Origin of the sequence: Pseudoalteromonas sp. B160 (assembly GCF_037162485.1) — a bacterium.
Taxonomy (GTDB): domain Bacteria; phylum Pseudomonadota; class Gammaproteobacteria; order Enterobacterales; family Alteromonadaceae; genus Pseudoalteromonas; species Pseudoalteromonas rhizosphaerae.
The window spans coordinates 3,878,236-3,892,847 of record NZ_JARLUX010000001.1 but is presented as its reverse complement, the minus strand read 5'-3'; the positions used below and the strand labels follow the sequence as shown (position 1 = coordinate 3,892,847).

Below are 14,612 nucleotides of genomic sequence, written 5' to 3'. Positions count from 1 at the left end.
GGGTCAATACTGAAGGAATGTGATATCAAATGACTGATTTCGCCAATGAAATTCTGCCAGTCAATATTGAAGACGAGTTAAAAAACTCCTATTTAGATTACGCAATGAGCGTAATTGTAGGACGAGCACTACCAGACGTACGTGATGGTTTAAAACCAGTTCACCGCCGCGTTTTGTTTGCTATGAACGAGCTTAATAATGATTGGAATAAGCCTTACAAAAAATCAGCCCGTGTGGTTGGTGATGTAATTGGTAAATACCATCCCCATGGCGACAGTGCGGTGTATGACACAATCGTACGTATGGCCCAGCCATTCTCTTTACGTTATATGTTAGTTGACGGCCAAGGTAACTTTGGTTCAGTTGATGGTGACTCAGCAGCAGCAATGCGTTATACCGAAGTCCGTATGGCGAAAATGTCTCATGAGCTTTTGGCTGATCTTGAAAAAGAGACTGTTGATTTTGTACCTAACTATGATGGTACAGAGCAAATTCCTGACGTATTACCGACCAAAGTTCCTAACTTATTAGTGAACGGTTCATCGGGTATTGCGGTAGGTATGGCGACGAACATTCCTCCTCATAACTTAACTGAAGTTGTGAATGGCTGTTTAGCACTTATTCAAAACCCTGAATTAACCATTCATGAACTAATGGATTATATTCCGGGCCCAGATTTTCCAACTGCGGCAATTATCAACGGTAAAAAAGGCATTGAACAAGCCTATTTAACTGGCCGTGGCAAAGTGTACATGCGTGCACGTGCGGAAATTGAAGTTGACGAAAAAACCCATCGTGAAACGATCATCGTTCACGAGATCCCTTATCAAGTAAATAAAGCCCGCTTAATCGAAAAGATTGCTGAGCTTGTTAAAGATAAGAAGATTGAAGGCATTAGTGCATTACGTGATGAATCAGATAAAGACGGTATGCGTATCGTTATCGAGATCAAACGTGGTGACGTAGGCGAAGTGATCTTAAACAACCTTTATGCACAAACTCAGTTACAAACTGTGTTTGGTATGAACATGGTTGCGTTGATCAATAACCAGCCTAAGTGTTTCAACTTAAAAGAAATGCTTGAAGAATTCATCATTCACCGTCGTGAAGTAGTGACCCGTCGTACGGTATTTGACCTACGTAAAGCCCGCGATCGTGCACACATGCTTGAAGGCTTAGCAATTGCACTTGCTAACATTGACCCAATTATCGAGCTTATTCGTAACTCACCAACGCCAGCTGAAGCTAAAGTAGCACTTGCTAGCCGTCCGTGGGAATTAGGTAATGTGAAAGCCATGCTTGAAAAAGCCGGTGAGGCAAATGTTGCCCGTCCAGATTGGTTAGCGGATGACTTAGGCATTCGTGATGGTCAGTATTATATTTCTGAGCAACAAGCCCAAGCAATTCTAGATTTACGCTTACACAAGCTTACTGGTCTTGAACATGAAAAGATTCTAAGCGAATACCAAACGTTATTAGATTTAATTGCCGAGCTTTTATATATTCTTGCTAATCCTGAGCGTTTAATGGAAGTTATTCGCGATGAGTTAGTTGAAATTAAAGAGCAATACGGCGACGAACGTCGTACTGAAATTAATGCCGCGGCTCATGATATTAGTCTTGAAGACTTGATCACAGAAGAAGACGTAGTAGTAACCCTATCTCACGAAGGGTATGTGAAGTATCAGCCATTGTCTGATTACGAAGCACAGCGCCGTGGTGGTAAAGGTAAATCAGCAACCAAGATGAAAGATGAAGATTTCATTGAACGTCTACTAGTTGCTAATACTCACGACACGATTCTTTGTTTCTCAACGGCGGGTCGCTTATATTGGCTTAAAGTGTATCAATTACCACTTGCCAGTCGTGCAGCCCGTGGTAAGCCAATTGTAAACTTATTGCCGCTTGAAGCAGACGAACGTATTACGGCTATCTTGCCAGTACGTGAGTATGAAGAAAATAAATACATCTTTATGGCAACTGCATTTGGTACCGTGAAGAAAACACCATTGACTGCGTATAGCCGTCAACGTGCTAGCGGTATTATTGCCGTTAACTTAAACGACGGTGATAGCTTGATTGGTGTCGATATCACTGATGGTAGCAACGAAATCATGTTGTTTACTGATGCTGGTAAAGTTGTTCGCTTTAAAGAAGCCGAAGAATCACCTGTTTTAGATGAAAACGGCAACCCAGTACTTGATGAAAACGGTAACCTGGAAATCAAGTTCAAGGGTGTTCGTCAGATGGGCCGAACTGCAACAGGTGTTCGTGGTATTAAGATGGCTGAAGGCCAACGTGTTGTATCATTAATTGTACCTAAGACGAATGGTGCTATCTTAACCGTGACAGAAAACGGCTACGGTAAGCGTACATTGCTCAGTGACTACCCTGCTAAGAGTCGTGCGACTCAAGGTGTGGTATCAATCAAAGTAAGTGAGCGTAACGGTGCTGTAGTTGGTGCTGTACAAGTTGACGATAACGATGAAATCATGATTATCTCTAATCGAGGTACTCTGGTGCGAACTCGCGTTAATGAAGTTTCTACCGTTGGGCGAAATACCCAAGGTGTTATTTTGATAAGAACTATTGACGAAGAGCAAGTAGTTGGTTTACAACGTATCGAAGAGATCGAAATCGATGAGCTTAACGCTATTATCGAAGGTGAAAGCGTTGAACTAGTCGACACTGTTAATGATGACGCTGGGGATAATCCTCCAGAGGCATAACATTAATCATTAAAGCGGCTTCGGCCGCTTTTTTTACTATAAAAATCAAAAAAATTAATTGTTAAAATTAGCAATTAAAAACAATTGTTAAATTACTGGAATGAGGAAAGGTAATGAGTATATATAATTTTTGTGCTGGGCCTGCAATGTTACCGCCAGCTGTGATGGAAAAAGCACAAAAAGAATTTCTTGATTGGCAAGATTTAGGTGTATCGGTGATGGAGATCAGTCACCGTAGTAAAGAATTTTTAGCATTAACGGCACAATGTGAAGCAAGCTTACGCCGGTTAATGAATATCAGCGATGAATTTGAAGTGCTGTTTATGCATGGCGGTGGTCGAGGCCAATTTGCTGCAGTGCCACTGAACCTGCACCAAGCAGGTAAAGACGCCGTATATTGTGAAAATGGTGTGTGGTCTAAAGGTGCGGTTGACGAAGCGGTTAAATTTACTACCGTCACTGAGCTTGATGTCCGTAATGACACAAATGAGCAATTTTCTATCAAACCAGTTAGTGAGTGGCAATTTCCAGCCGATCCTTCATACATCCACTATTGCCCAAATGAAACCATTGATGGCATTGAAGTGTTTGATGTACCAAGTCACCCAACAGCGCCGATCGTTGCAGACATGTCATCAACTATTTTATCGCGTGAATTTGATGTTGATCAGTTTGATTTAATTTACGCTGGTGCACAAAAGAATATTGGTCCATCAGGCCTTGCCATTGTGATTATTCGTAAAACGTTGCTTGAGTGTGAAGGGGTTGCAAAGCCAGGTATATTTGATTACGCACTCGAAGTAAAACAAGGCAGCATGTATAACACGCCACCTACGTTTGCTTGGTATTTAGCGGCAGAAGTATTTGACTGGCTTGAGCAAAACGGTGGTGTTAAAGCCATGGAACAGCAAAATATAGCAAAAGCCGAACTGCTGTATGGCTTTATTGATGAATCGCCATTTTATAGCAATAAGGTTGCTAAGCATTGTCGTTCACGTATGAATGTGCCTTTTTGGCTCAATGATGAAAGCTTAAATGCACAGTTTTTAGCTCAAGCAAAAGAAGCTGGCTTACTTGCACTTGAAGGTCACCGTATTGTTGGCGGTATGCGTGCGAGTATTTACAACGCCATGCCACTTGCCGGTGTACAAGCGTTAGTTGACTTTATGGCGAAATTTGCCAAGGAGCACAGTTAATGGAGCAGTTACGCTTAGAGCCAATCAATCTAGTAAATGGCAGTGTTACCTTACCTGGCTCAAAAAGTTTATCAAATCGTATTTTACTGTTAGCGGCACTTGCGCAAGGCACAACGGTTGTAGAAAATTTATTAGACAGTGATGATATTCGCCATATGCTTGGTGCATTAAAATTATTGGGCGTTGATGTCAGTCTTAATGATGATAAAACTGTAGCCACTGTAAAAGGTGTTGGCGGGCAGTTTTTAACTCCAGCTGAGCCACTGTTTTTAGGTAATGCAGGCACCGCGTATCGCCCACTGACTGCGGTATTAGCAGCGGTGAAGGGGAACTATGAACTAATTGGCGAGCCACGTATGGAGGAACGTCCAATTGGTCACCTAGTTGATGCATTACAAGCGCTCGGTGGGGATGTTAGTTATTTAAAAAATAAAGACTATCCGCCACTTAAAATTGTTGGTGGGCAAATTAATGGCGGCAACGTTGCAATTGATGGCAGTATTTCGAGCCAATTTCTTACCGCATTATTAATGGCAGCGCCGTTATTTAATGGCGATACGTGCATTACAATTAAGGGGACGTTGGTATCTAAACCGTATATTGATATTACCTTAGATGTAATGACTCGCTTTGGCATATCGGTAACTCACGATAACTATAAAACCTTTACTGTAAAAGGTGCGCAGCAATACCAAGCTGTTGAACGTATTATGGTTGAAGGGGATGCATCAAGTGCATCTTACTTTGTCGCTGCGGCGGCAATTGCCGGTGGTGAAATAGAGATCAAAGGTGTAGGTGCAAAATCTGTGCAAGGCGATATTGGCTTTGCAAAAGTGATGGAGCAGGTCGGTGCTAAAATAGATTGGTATGACGAGCGCTTAGTGGTACGTAAAGGCGAATTAAAAGGTGTTGATATCGATGCCAATGCTATTCCTGATGCGGCGATGACCCTTGCGACAGTGGCGTTATTTGCAGATGGTCCAACCGCTATTCGTAATATCTATAACTGGCGCGTAAAAGAAACTGATCGCTTACATGCAATGGCGACAGAGCTGCGTAAAGTGGGCGCTGAGGTAGTTGAAGGTGAAGATTTCATCGAAATAACACCGCCAAAACACTTTAACGATGTGGCGATTGATACCTATGACGACCACCGTATAGCGATGTGTTTTGCCATGGTAGCGGTAGGCGGCAAGCCAATAACTATCAATGATCCTAAGTGTACATACAAGACATTTCCAACATTTTTCAATGTACTAGCATCGGTTAGTCAATAAATGACTAAAGTTGAAATATAAAAAGTTACATACAAAAAGCGGATATATTTAATTAAGTAACGTATAATGTCGCAGTTTTATTTTGGTGTGCATTGCAGGAGGTTTAAATGCAGGCGTTATTAATGCCCGTGATCACCGTTGATGGCCCAAGTGGTTCAGGTAAAGGAACTGTTTGTCGCTTGTTAGCCGATAAATTAGGCTGGGATGTACTGGATAGTGGCGCGATTTATCGCGTATTAGCACTAGCAGCACTTCATCACCAAATTGCACTAGACAACGAAGAGGCATTGGTGCCTTTAGCTGCTAACTTAGATGTGCAGTTTTTAGTTGATAGTCAAACTAACGCTGGAAAGGTTATTCTGGAAGGTGAAGATGTATCAACAACAATTCGAAATGAAGAAGTAGGAGCTGCCGCTTCAAAAGTAGCAGCTTTACCGCGCGTAAGAGAAGCGTTATTACGGCGCCAACGTGCATTTCGAACTGAAAATGGGCTAATAGCCGATGGCCGCGATATGGGCACTGTGGTGTTCCAAGATGCTCCATTAAAAATTTATTTAACCGCTAGTGCAGAAGAACGCGCGCGCCGACGTTTTGTTGAGTTGAATGAACGCGGTCTTGATGTTACACTAAGTGGTCTATTAGAAGATATTCAAGCACGTGATGACCGCGATATGAATCGTGCTGTTGCGCCGCTTGTACCAGCTGACGATGCTATTGAACTCGATACTAGCGAGCTTAATGCACAGCAAGTGTTTGATAAGGTTATGATTTTATTAGATGCAGCGATCGTCGAAGGTAAACTTCCAAAGCGACGATAAACTATTTATGCGCCAGCAGGATGCCAGTGCTATTTTAACAACCCCATGCAGCATGGTTGCTTATTGGTAATAATATATGAGACGTATATTCGTATGTCAGAAAATTTTGCGCAGTTATTTGAAGAAAGCTTAAAGGGTTTTGAAGCAGAGCAAGGCTCTATCGTTAAAGGTACAGTTATCTCTATCGAGAACAACATTGTACTTGTAGATGCTGGTCTTAAATCAGAAAGTGCTATCCCTGCAGAGCAGTTCAAAAATGCTGCTGGTGAACTAGAAGTTGCTGTTGGCGACGAAGTAGATGTTGCACTAGATGCAATTGAAGACGGTTTCGGTGAAACTATCCTTTCTCGTGAGAAAGCGAAGCGTCACGAAGCGTGGATCCGTCTTGAGAAAGCATGTGAAGAGCAAGAGACTGTTACTGGTGTTATCAACGGTAAAGTTAAAGGCGGTTTCACTGTTGAAGTTGATTCAATCCGTGCTTTCCTACCTGGTTCACTTGTTGATGTTCGTCCAGTACGTGACACAACTCACCTTGAAGGCAAAGAGCTTGAATTTAAAGTAATCAAGCTTGATCAAAAACGTAACAACGTTGTTGTTTCACGTCGTGCAGTTATCGAATCTGAAAACTCACAAGAACGTGAAGAGCTTCTTGCTAACCTTGTTGAAGGTCAAGAAGTTAAAGGTATCGTTAAGAACCTTACTGACTACGGTGCGTTCGTTGACCTTGGTGGTGTTGATGGTCTACTACACATTACTGATATGGCGTGGAAGCGTGTTAAGCACCCTTCAGAAATCGTTAATGTTGGCGACGAAATCGCAGTTAAAGTTCTTAAATTCGACAAAGATAAAACTCGTGTATCTCTTGGCCTTAAACAGCTTGGTGAAGATCCATGGGCAGCTATCGCTGGTCGTTACCCAGAAGGTTCTAAACTTTCTGGTCGTGTAACTAACCTTACAGATTACGGTTGCTTCGTAGAAATCGAAGAAGGCGTTGAAGGTCTAGTACACGTTTCTGAAATGGATTGGACTAACAAGAACATCCATCCTTCTAAAGTTGTTAGCTTAGGCGACACTGTTGAAGTTATGGTTCTTGAAATCGACGAAGAACGTCGTCGTATTTCACTTGGTCTTAAGCAATGTATTGCTAATCCTTGGCAAGAATTTGCTCGCCTACAAAACAAAGGCGATCAAGTTACTGGTAAGATCAAATCAATCACTGACTTCGGTATCTTTATCGGTCTTGACGGTGGTATTGACGGTCTTGTACACCTTTCAGACATTTCTTGGAATACACCTGGCGAAGACGCTGTACGTGAATTCAAGAAAGGCGACGAAATCACTGCTATCGTATTGCAAGTTGACCCAGAGCGTGAACGTATCTCTCTAGGTGTTAAGCAAATCGAAGCTGACCCATTCAATAACTACCTTGATGCAAACAAAAAAGGTGCTATTGTTAAAGGTAAAGTGACAGAAGTTGATGCGAAAGGCGCAACTGTTGAACTTATCGAAGGCGTTGAAGGTTACATCCGTGTAGCTGATATCGCTCAAGAGCGCGTTGAAGATGCAACTACTGTTGTTTCTGTAGGCGACGAAATTGAAGTGAAATATGTTGGTGTTGATCGTAAGAACCGCACTTTAAGCCTTTCAGTTAAAGCTCTTTTCGAAGCAGAAGAGAAAGAAGTACTAGAAAAGCTTAAGAAAGAAGAGCCAGTGTTCGAAAACGCAATGGCAGCTGCATTCGCAAATGCACAAAAAGACTAATTAATCAGTCTTAATTGGAAGGGCAGTGTTGCCCTTCCTTTATCTCTTTTTAAGGAAACGTTATGACTAAGTCAGAATTGATAGAACAATTAGCCGAGCAACACGCGCATGTACCTGTGAAAGATGTTGAGAATGCTGTTAAAGAAATTCTTGAACAAATGGCCGGCTCATTATCAAGCTCAGATCGTATTGAAATCCGTGGCTTTGGTAGTTTCTCATTACACTTTCGTTCACCTCGCACAGGTCGTAATCCAAAAACTGGCGACACGGTCGAGTTAGAAGGTAAGCACGTACCACATTTTAAACCAGGCAAAGAGTTAAGAGATCGCGTAAACGCGAGCATTGCCTAGTTACTTAGTTGGAGTAGTTACTTGTTTAGGGTATTAAAAATTATCCTGGTAGCAATATGCTTAATTTTTGCATTTGTACTTGGTTCGCAAAATCCACAGTTAGTGCAAATAAATTATATTATTGCCAGCAATACTTTACCCCTCGCAATGATAATAAGTATCTGCTTTGCTTTAGGTGTCGCAATTGGTTGTTTTATTAGCTTTAAATTGTTTTCGCAATTAAAGTGGCAAAACTATCGTTTGAAAAAAAATTAGCGCCTGAAAAAGATAATAATAAGCTTGTTGCTAATAAAGACACCTAACTATGATTGAGCTTTTGTTTTTACTTTTACCTGTTGCGGCTGGTTATGGCTGGATCATGGGTAAAAATAGCGCTAAAAACCAAGCTCATCAACTTAATCGTCAGATCACATCTGAATACAGTAAAGGCTTAAAGTTTTTACTCGACAGAGAGGAAGATCAAGGCCTTGAGCACTTAATCAACTTGCTTGAAGTCGCCGCTGACTCTGTTGAACATTATTCTACATTAGCAACGATGTTTCGCCGCCGAGGTGAATTAGATCGTGCAATAAAAATCCACGAATTACTGCTCAAACACCCAAGCCTTAATGAACAACAAGCTGCGGCTAGTCGCCTTGAACTTGCTGAAGATTATATTATGGCGGGTTTGCTTGATGGCGCCGAAGAACACTTAGTGTGGTTAGTAAAAGCCAACCACAGTGATGCATTAGAGCCGATACTTAATTTATATTCGCAAACACGCGAATGGGAAAAGGGTATCAATATGTTTGAAGCACACAGTGATTTATTTTCAAAGCCGCAACATTTCAAAGCCATAGCTAACTTTTATTGTGAAGCTGCGTTGCTTAGCAATGATCCGCAAATTATGCGCAAAGCCATTAGCCTAAATCATAAAGCGATCCGCCCATTATATGAATTAGGTAAATCAGCATTTGCAAAAGAAGATTACGTAAAAGCAATTTATTATTGGCGTGAGCTGATCTGTAGTTTCACTTTTTTTGCCCCTTTGTTTATAGATGATTTAGCGCATAGTTATGAGCAATTAAACTTAACCCACCAATTTCATGAATTATTACAGCAGCTACTTGATAAGGGTGGGGTGCTAATAAAAATAAAACATTGCCAAGCATTACTTGAGCAAGGGCATACCGAACAAGCAATCAAATTTTTAACTGATAGTTTAAAGCGTCAGCCGACAATTCGTGGCTTTAGTTTTTTATTACAGCTATTAGCAAAACAAAATAATGATATTAAAGATGTACTAGACCAAATAGATAAACTGGTCACATCTTATATTGCGACCAAGCCAGATTTTCAGTGCCAACACTGTGGCTTTACCAGTCATACAATTTATTGGGTTTGTCCTTCGTGCAAACATTGGGAAACCATAGTACCGAGCCGTGGTTTAGACGGTTTTTAGTTTTCTATAAAAATATTCACTTACTTCTACAATCAGTTTTAGGAAAGTTATGTCTCTCGAACATTCAAAAAAAGTTCTTATCGCCCTTGATTATGATGATCAGCAAACAGCATTAAATTTTGTTAAACAACTTTCTCCTGATACTTGCCGTTTAAAAGTAGGTAAAGAAATGTTTACCTACTTTGGTCCTGCGTTTGTTAAAGAGCTGATTGATTTAGGCTTTGACGTATTCTTAGACCTTAAATTCCATGATATTCCAAACACAGTTGCTAAAGCTGTTACAGCAGCGGCAAAAATGGGAGTGTGGATGGTTAATGTTCATGCCAGTGGCGGTGTCGAAATGATGACTAAAGCCAAACAAGCGCTTGAACAATTTGGTGATAAAGCGCCACTGTTAATTGCGGTTACTGTTTTAACCAGCATGGATGCCGCAGAGCTTACTCGTTTAGGGGTTGATAAAACCCCAGAACAGCAGGTTATTTATTTAGCAAAACTTGCCAAAGAATCAGGCCTTGACGGGGTAGTGTGCTCAGCGCAAGAAGCAAAGAAATTAAAAGCGGAACTTGGCGCAGACTTTAAACTAGTGACCCCAGGTATTCGCCCAGCAGGTAGCGACGCGGGTGACCAAAAGCGTATTATGACGCCAAAACAAGCGATTGATGATGGTAGTGATTATTTAGTTGTTGGCCGTCCGATCACACAAGCAGCAGATCCTGTTGCGGTTCTTAAAGAAATTAATGACTCGATAAAATAAACAAGCGTTATTTTAATTAGTACTATTACTAATACTAAGAAAAAAGAGCAAAGTATTTACTTTGCTCTTTTTGTTTCTGGGTATACAAACTTAATAACTTGGCGATGAATAGTCTGGAATGTGCCATTTTCGAATGTGAGGCTCTAACTTACTCCGAGCTAACGTAAATGCTCTAAAGGTTTGCTTCGAGATTAACGGACGGTCATTGACTAAAACTTCAAAGTTAAAAATGTTATGTTTGAACTCAGAAGAACCATACAGGACTAACCTGTTAACATTCCCAATGCATTTAATCTAGAGAATTTTTGAGTTTCTATTAATAATGGATCAACTGAGCTAATTCGAGCTAAAATTGCGTTTAAATCACCTAATATAATTCTAGGTTCATCCTCGATAATTTGATTTAAAAACTTCAATACAGTTTCAGGATATTCCTCAGGTAAATTTGTTTCATTTAACTTTCTCAATAAATAATTAAAATCACTAATGTTACTTAAACTATGCTGCAGTATAGAATAACTTTCTACAAAATATTTTTGAGTGTTTAAACATAGAATTGCAAGTTGATTTATTGTTAATTCATTAAAATTTTGATTTTTAGGCCAAACTTTTAATAAAAAGGGTTTAATTCTATTTTCCCAGTATTCATCAAATTTATCTCCAGAACTCGTTAATGCATCGTTTAACGCAACAGTAACATGATAAAAAGCATTTCCGGAGAGTTGTGAGAAGGCAACGGCGACTTCTTTGACTCCATATTCATCATATTTCTGGAGAGCAACATAGGTTAAAAATTTAGCATACTGTTGTGATTGTTCACCTAAATCATCTAAATGAGATGCTGTTTCTAATAAATTTGCTTTTATTTTAGTTAAAAACTCTTTGTGCAATCTTGGTGACCATAAGTAGCAAAACCATGCTACCTGAGAAAAACTACAATCGCTCCAATTAAACCAGTTTAAAATATGCTCTTCAGCCCACTCAGGTGAAACACTATAAAGAGATAAAACATTAGTAGATATAATTGCTTTAGATAAAATATATATTTCATTATATTGATTACACAGATGGTTGAGCCTTTCCTCATAATCTGAACTTATACCATAACCATCTTTTGGTTTTTCTCTATACCATTGTTTAAATAAAAGTTCAGTCAAGATTCCAACGGGGTGATTTATTGCAGCCATTAGCGGATCTCTATTAATATCAATCTCTTTTTCAAATGGTAAAGTTATTAATAGATCATAAAAGGTAAAAAATTTACTTTTTGTAATTACCTTACAATCGAAATTTTTATCAAGCCAAAACGCAAGAGACCTTGATATGTCGACTAACTTTTCTTTCTCTAAACTTAGAAGATAATTACATGACGAGTCCCAAGCAATATAAGAAAGCCGCCTATTTTCAGACCAAATGTTTATTGCCTCATTCCATCGTTTTGGTAGCCATGAATTACATTGAATAAGTGCCTCTATAACAAATTTTGGTTCTTTTCTACATCGAATGGACCAATCATCTTCATTTCGAAACCCTCCCTCAGGGTTATCCTCCAGCCATTTTATTAAACTATTAAGCTCTGAAGGAGTATTATTTTCCAGTCCTTTATGAAAACCTGTACTCATCCAAAAAGGGAACTCTTGTTCCTCTTTAATTTTTTCCCCCATATTGGATGCTTTTGAAGCATTTTTTCATATGCCCTATCACCCTCAATACCAACATTTAGTCTAGAATTTTTTAATTTGGATAATCTAAGCCAAATAGCACGATCTTTAATATCCTTAAACTCTTGCTCTGTAAGTTCTTTCCTAAACCAAGATTTAGATGGCCCTTTTAAAATATTACAAACTAGTCGATTCTTATCAACATCACTTAAATTTAAAAAAAGTTTTGGTAATAAACTTAATATCTCTCGTTGTGTCGCGGTATTCCATAACCAACGTGAGTCATCTATTTCCAGTAGCTCATTTACATCCACTGAAAAATTTTGGGGTAACTCTGCTAAAGCAAATAATGCCAACCTTTTGAAGATTGGAAATGGTAACGCCCACCAATCCATAATAGCGTTCATAGCGGCATTGGAATTGGTTGTTTTCATTGCAAGCCATGAGTCTCTAACTAACTCAATTAATACAGTCCAATCATTATGATGTTTATTTTGTGGATGTTTCGCGATCGAAGGCTGGTGAATGTATGAATAATCATAATACTCATTTACTTCCCCAGTAAACTCTTCAACTCCATTATTTCTAATAGAATTAAATTAAACTCAATAAATAGATTACCAATATCATGGCTCCATTTATCAACTTTATTTAGTTCTTTCAACGCGGAATATGGGTGAGAACTAGTGAGAACAACCTCACTCCTAAAAATACGTTTTATCCCACTCACAGAGCTAGCTAAACTCAGAGGCTCACTAAAACGGATTCTTGGAGAAAGTAATGTCTTTAGCTCATGTTTGAGGGGTAATGATAAATAGTTTACCTTATATTTATCTACCCATGAGTAAAGACTAAAACGATGGATAGAATTAGTGCAATAGCCCGATAGTATTAACTCCCATATAGTTAGCATTTCTTCACCTAAATTAGCGCATAAAATGTCACCACTATTTTTCCTGTGCGCTCTTAGCTCATTATTAATTTTCCAGTGTAAATCGCTATGTAGCCTTCCTCCTTGTTTACATATAAAGAGAACAAGTTCTGGTTTATCTAAGTGCTTAACTAACCAGATGCCAAGAAAGTTCATTACTTTATCCCACTGTACCTCATCATGAGAAAAACTTGCTAATGACATATTTGGTGAAAAAGCGCTTTTTGGAGGCCTACTGAAAAGTCTAAACTCAAAATTTTCTTTAAAGCTTGTGTCTACTATACCAAAACGTGGTAGATCACTTTTATCAAGCTTAATTTCATTAAGTACATTCAACCATTCAATAGGTGGAGGGGGTTAATTGAGCAAATGTTTTTGCAGGAATACCAGTTGGATCACTTAAAGCCCAAGCAAGTCTGTATGCATATCCATTATCTAAATCCGCTTCAGATGGCTTTGTAAAAGCAGTCGTTACTACTATTTGTTGCTTTCCAACCAGTCCGTCTCTATAGGTTTCAGACCATTTTTCTAACGTTTTATGTAAATAATAATGATGTCGGTGGTTTTTGTACAAAATAGGTGTGACATTTTTAGCTAACCAGTTTTGCTTTTCGTGCTCATATTCTTTTTCTTCATTTTTACCTGTTTTATAATTACCAAACGCGAACATCTCAGGAGGTGATTCACCTAGTAAACGGTCCGCTGCTAAAGCATCCATCATATATCTAAGTACAGGATCATTAAGGCTGTATCCTACAAAGCACACTACATAAGTTCTGAACAGCTCACTAACAAACCGTGAAGCCCATCTCTCATTCAAGTATGCCAATCCGAAGTCACCACTTGAAATAACTAAATTATCAAGGTCAAAATCGCTGATGTTCTCAGGTATTAATCCATGTAAATAAACCAAACCACTCCACCTACTTTTTGGGACTGGAAGTAATGGAGCTTGAAATATAGGAAAGTCTATTTTTTCACTTAAGCTAACGTCTTGAAAAATTCTATCAAAGTTGGTAGTTATTAAACGAACTCGTTTATCTTTTGTTGTTGCGAGCTGAAGTAAAGCTTTGTGAGTAGTAGTAGCATTTGCATCAGAGTAATCAGGTTTTAATTGATTAACCAACTCTTTTCTAACAGCGTTTCTCCATTCACTACTTGGTCTAGTCGCTTCTAGTAATGATACAGCAGTGTCAAATTGTCCTAGCTTTAATGTTTGCTCTTGTATTGGGGAAGGAACAACACCTAGATTCTCATATAGGCTTCTAACAAGCCCACCAAACCCTGGGAGTTTAGCTGGAAAAGATATCCCAGCACCGCAAAAGAAAACAACCTTACCTTCTTCATGTGCTTGTAATAGCTTTTCAGGAATATTTGGTCCATTATTCACAAACTGCATTACAAAAATCCTTTTAGTAAAATTACCTCCATATAAAATCAATAGAGGGGGTATCTGAAGGTGAAAATAACATACCTCCCTTAAAAAAATAATTTTTCGCACATAAGGCTTTACATAAGTACAACAAGTCAAAGCCGTAAACCTTCCCCTTGGGCATCACAAATGTAACGACAGTATATTGCATATAGCCATTTACGGCTTTAACTCATAAATGTCCAAAAATGAGTTTGCCCGACCGTCAGCTTCACGCTCATTGTTGCCATTGGTGCTTATGAAATAAAAAAGAGTAAAGCTT

12 protein-coding genes and 1 pseudogene are annotated in these 14,612 nt (G+C 39.2%); 9 read left to right on the top strand and 4 right to left on the bottom strand.

Annotation, left to right across the window (positions count from 1 at the left end):
* Positions 1–29 precede the first annotated feature (29 nt).
* From gyrA to pyrF, 9 genes and pseudogenes are all read left to right on the top strand, one after another.
* Complete coding sequence (gene gyrA, locus P4S61_RS18165) at positions 30–2,729, top strand: DNA topoisomerase (ATP-hydrolyzing) subunit A (RefSeq protein ID WP_337118816.1); 2,700 nt, start codon at positions 30–32, stop codon at positions 2,727–2,729.
* A gap of 113 nt (positions 2,730–2,842) precedes the next feature.
* Positions 2,843–3,925, top strand: coding sequence for a 3-phosphoserine/phosphohydroxythreonine transaminase (gene serC / locus P4S61_RS18160; RefSeq protein WP_337118815.1), 1,083 nt, complete (start codon positions 2,843–2,845; stop codon positions 3,923–3,925).
* On the top strand, positions 3,925–5,202 hold the full coding sequence (aroA, locus tag P4S61_RS18155) for a 3-phosphoshikimate 1-carboxyvinyltransferase (protein ID WP_337118814.1): 1,278 nt from the start codon (positions 3,925–3,927) through the stop codon (positions 5,200–5,202). The genes serC and aroA overlap by 1 nt, the downstream gene beginning before the upstream one ends.
* Positions 5,203–5,309: 107 nt before the next feature.
* Positions 5,310–6,020, top strand: coding sequence for a (d)CMP kinase (gene cmk / locus P4S61_RS18150; protein ID WP_145233224.1), 711 nt, complete (start codon positions 5,310–5,312; stop codon positions 6,018–6,020).
* Positions 6,021–6,113: 93 nt separating this feature from the next.
* Positions 6,114–7,781 carry a 30S ribosomal protein S1 gene (gene rpsA / locus P4S61_RS18145; protein ID WP_029216020.1) on the top strand — a complete coding sequence of 556 codons (1,668 nt, stop codon included), beginning with the start codon at positions 6,114–6,116 and terminating at the stop codon, positions 7,779–7,781.
* A gap of 62 nt (positions 7,782–7,843) precedes the next feature.
* The gene (gene ihfB, locus P4S61_RS18140; protein WP_016707218.1) at positions 7,844–8,131 is read left to right on the top strand and encodes an integration host factor subunit beta; all 288 of its coding nucleotides are present in this window, start codon (positions 7,844–7,846) and stop codon (positions 8,129–8,131) included.
* Positions 8,132–8,152: 21 nt separating this feature from the next.
* Positions 8,153–8,433, top strand: a pseudogene (locus P4S61_RS18135) (lipopolysaccharide assembly protein LapA domain-containing protein).
* Positions 8,434–8,435: 2 nt separating this feature from the next.
* Positions 8,436–9,572: a lipopolysaccharide assembly protein LapB gene (lapB, locus tag P4S61_RS18130; protein WP_145233226.1), complete on the top strand. Its 1,137-nt coding sequence runs from the start codon at positions 8,436–8,438 to the stop codon at positions 9,570–9,572.
* Between the two features lie 49 nt (positions 9,573–9,621).
* Positions 9,622–10,326, top strand: a complete 705-nt coding sequence (gene pyrF, locus P4S61_RS18125) for an orotidine-5'-phosphate decarboxylase (protein WP_337118812.1) — start codon at positions 9,622–9,624, stop codon at positions 10,324–10,326.
* Between the two features lie 263 nt (positions 10,327–10,589).
* On the opposite strand, the gene P4S61_RS18120 is transcribed toward pyrF, so the two are convergent.
* The 4 genes from P4S61_RS18120 to P4S61_RS18105 all read right to left on the bottom strand — a co-directional run bounded on the left by P4S61_RS18120 (position 10,590) and on the right by P4S61_RS18105 (position 14,317).
* Positions 10,590–11,990 carry a hypothetical protein gene (locus P4S61_RS18120; RefSeq protein ID WP_337118811.1) on the bottom strand — a complete coding sequence of 467 codons (1,401 nt, stop codon included), beginning with the start codon at positions 11,988–11,990 and terminating at the stop codon, positions 10,590–10,592.
* Positions 11,945–12,421: a hypothetical protein gene (locus P4S61_RS18115; protein ID WP_337118810.1), complete on the bottom strand. Its 477-nt coding sequence runs from the start codon at positions 12,419–12,421 to the stop codon at positions 11,945–11,947. The genes P4S61_RS18120 and P4S61_RS18115 overlap by 46 nt, the downstream gene beginning before the upstream one ends.
* Positions 12,422–12,537: 116 nt before the next feature.
* The gene (locus P4S61_RS18110) at positions 12,538–13,254 is read right to left on the bottom strand and encodes a hypothetical protein (protein WP_337118809.1); all 717 of its coding nucleotides are present in this window, start codon (positions 13,252–13,254) and stop codon (positions 12,538–12,540) included.
* A 4-nt stretch (positions 13,255–13,258) separates the two neighbouring features.
* Positions 13,259–14,317 (bottom strand): SIR2 family protein, encoded by a 1,059-nt coding sequence (locus P4S61_RS18105; protein WP_337118808.1) that lies wholly within the window; start codon positions 14,315–14,317, stop codon positions 13,259–13,261.
* Between the last annotated feature and the right edge of the window lie 295 nt (positions 14,318–14,612).

Coding starts and splice junctions, on each gene's coding strand:
- gyrA (WP_337118816.1), top strand. CDS start 30: ATGACTGATTTCGCCAATGAAATTCTGCCAGTCAATATTGAAGACGAG.
- serC (WP_337118815.1), top strand. CDS start 2,843: ATGAGTATATATAATTTTTGTGCTGGGCCTGCAATGTTACCGCCAGCT.
- aroA (WP_337118814.1), top strand. CDS start 3,925: ATGGAGCAGTTACGCTTAGAGCCAATCAATCTAGTAAATGGCAGTGTT.
- cmk (WP_145233224.1), top strand. CDS start 5,310: ATGCAGGCGTTATTAATGCCCGTGATCACCGTTGATGGCCCAAGTGGT.
- rpsA (WP_029216020.1), top strand. CDS start 6,114: ATGTCAGAAAATTTTGCGCAGTTATTTGAAGAAAGCTTAAAGGGTTTT.
- ihfB (WP_016707218.1), top strand. CDS start 7,844: ATGACTAAGTCAGAATTGATAGAACAATTAGCCGAGCAACACGCGCAT.
- lapB (WP_145233226.1), top strand. CDS start 8,436: ATGATTGAGCTTTTGTTTTTACTTTTACCTGTTGCGGCTGGTTATGGC.
- pyrF (WP_337118812.1), top strand. CDS start 9,622: ATGTCTCTCGAACATTCAAAAAAAGTTCTTATCGCCCTTGATTATGAT.
- P4S61_RS18120 (WP_337118811.1), bottom strand. CDS start 11,990: ATGGGGGAAAAAATTAAAGAGGAACAAGAGTTCCCTTTTTGGATGAGT.
- P4S61_RS18115 (WP_337118810.1), bottom strand. CDS start 12,421: ATGAAAACAACCAATTCCAATGCCGCTATGAACGCTATTATGGATTGG.
- P4S61_RS18105 (WP_337118808.1), bottom strand. CDS start 14,317: ATGCAGTTTGTGAATAATGGACCAAATATTCCTGAAAAGCTATTACAA.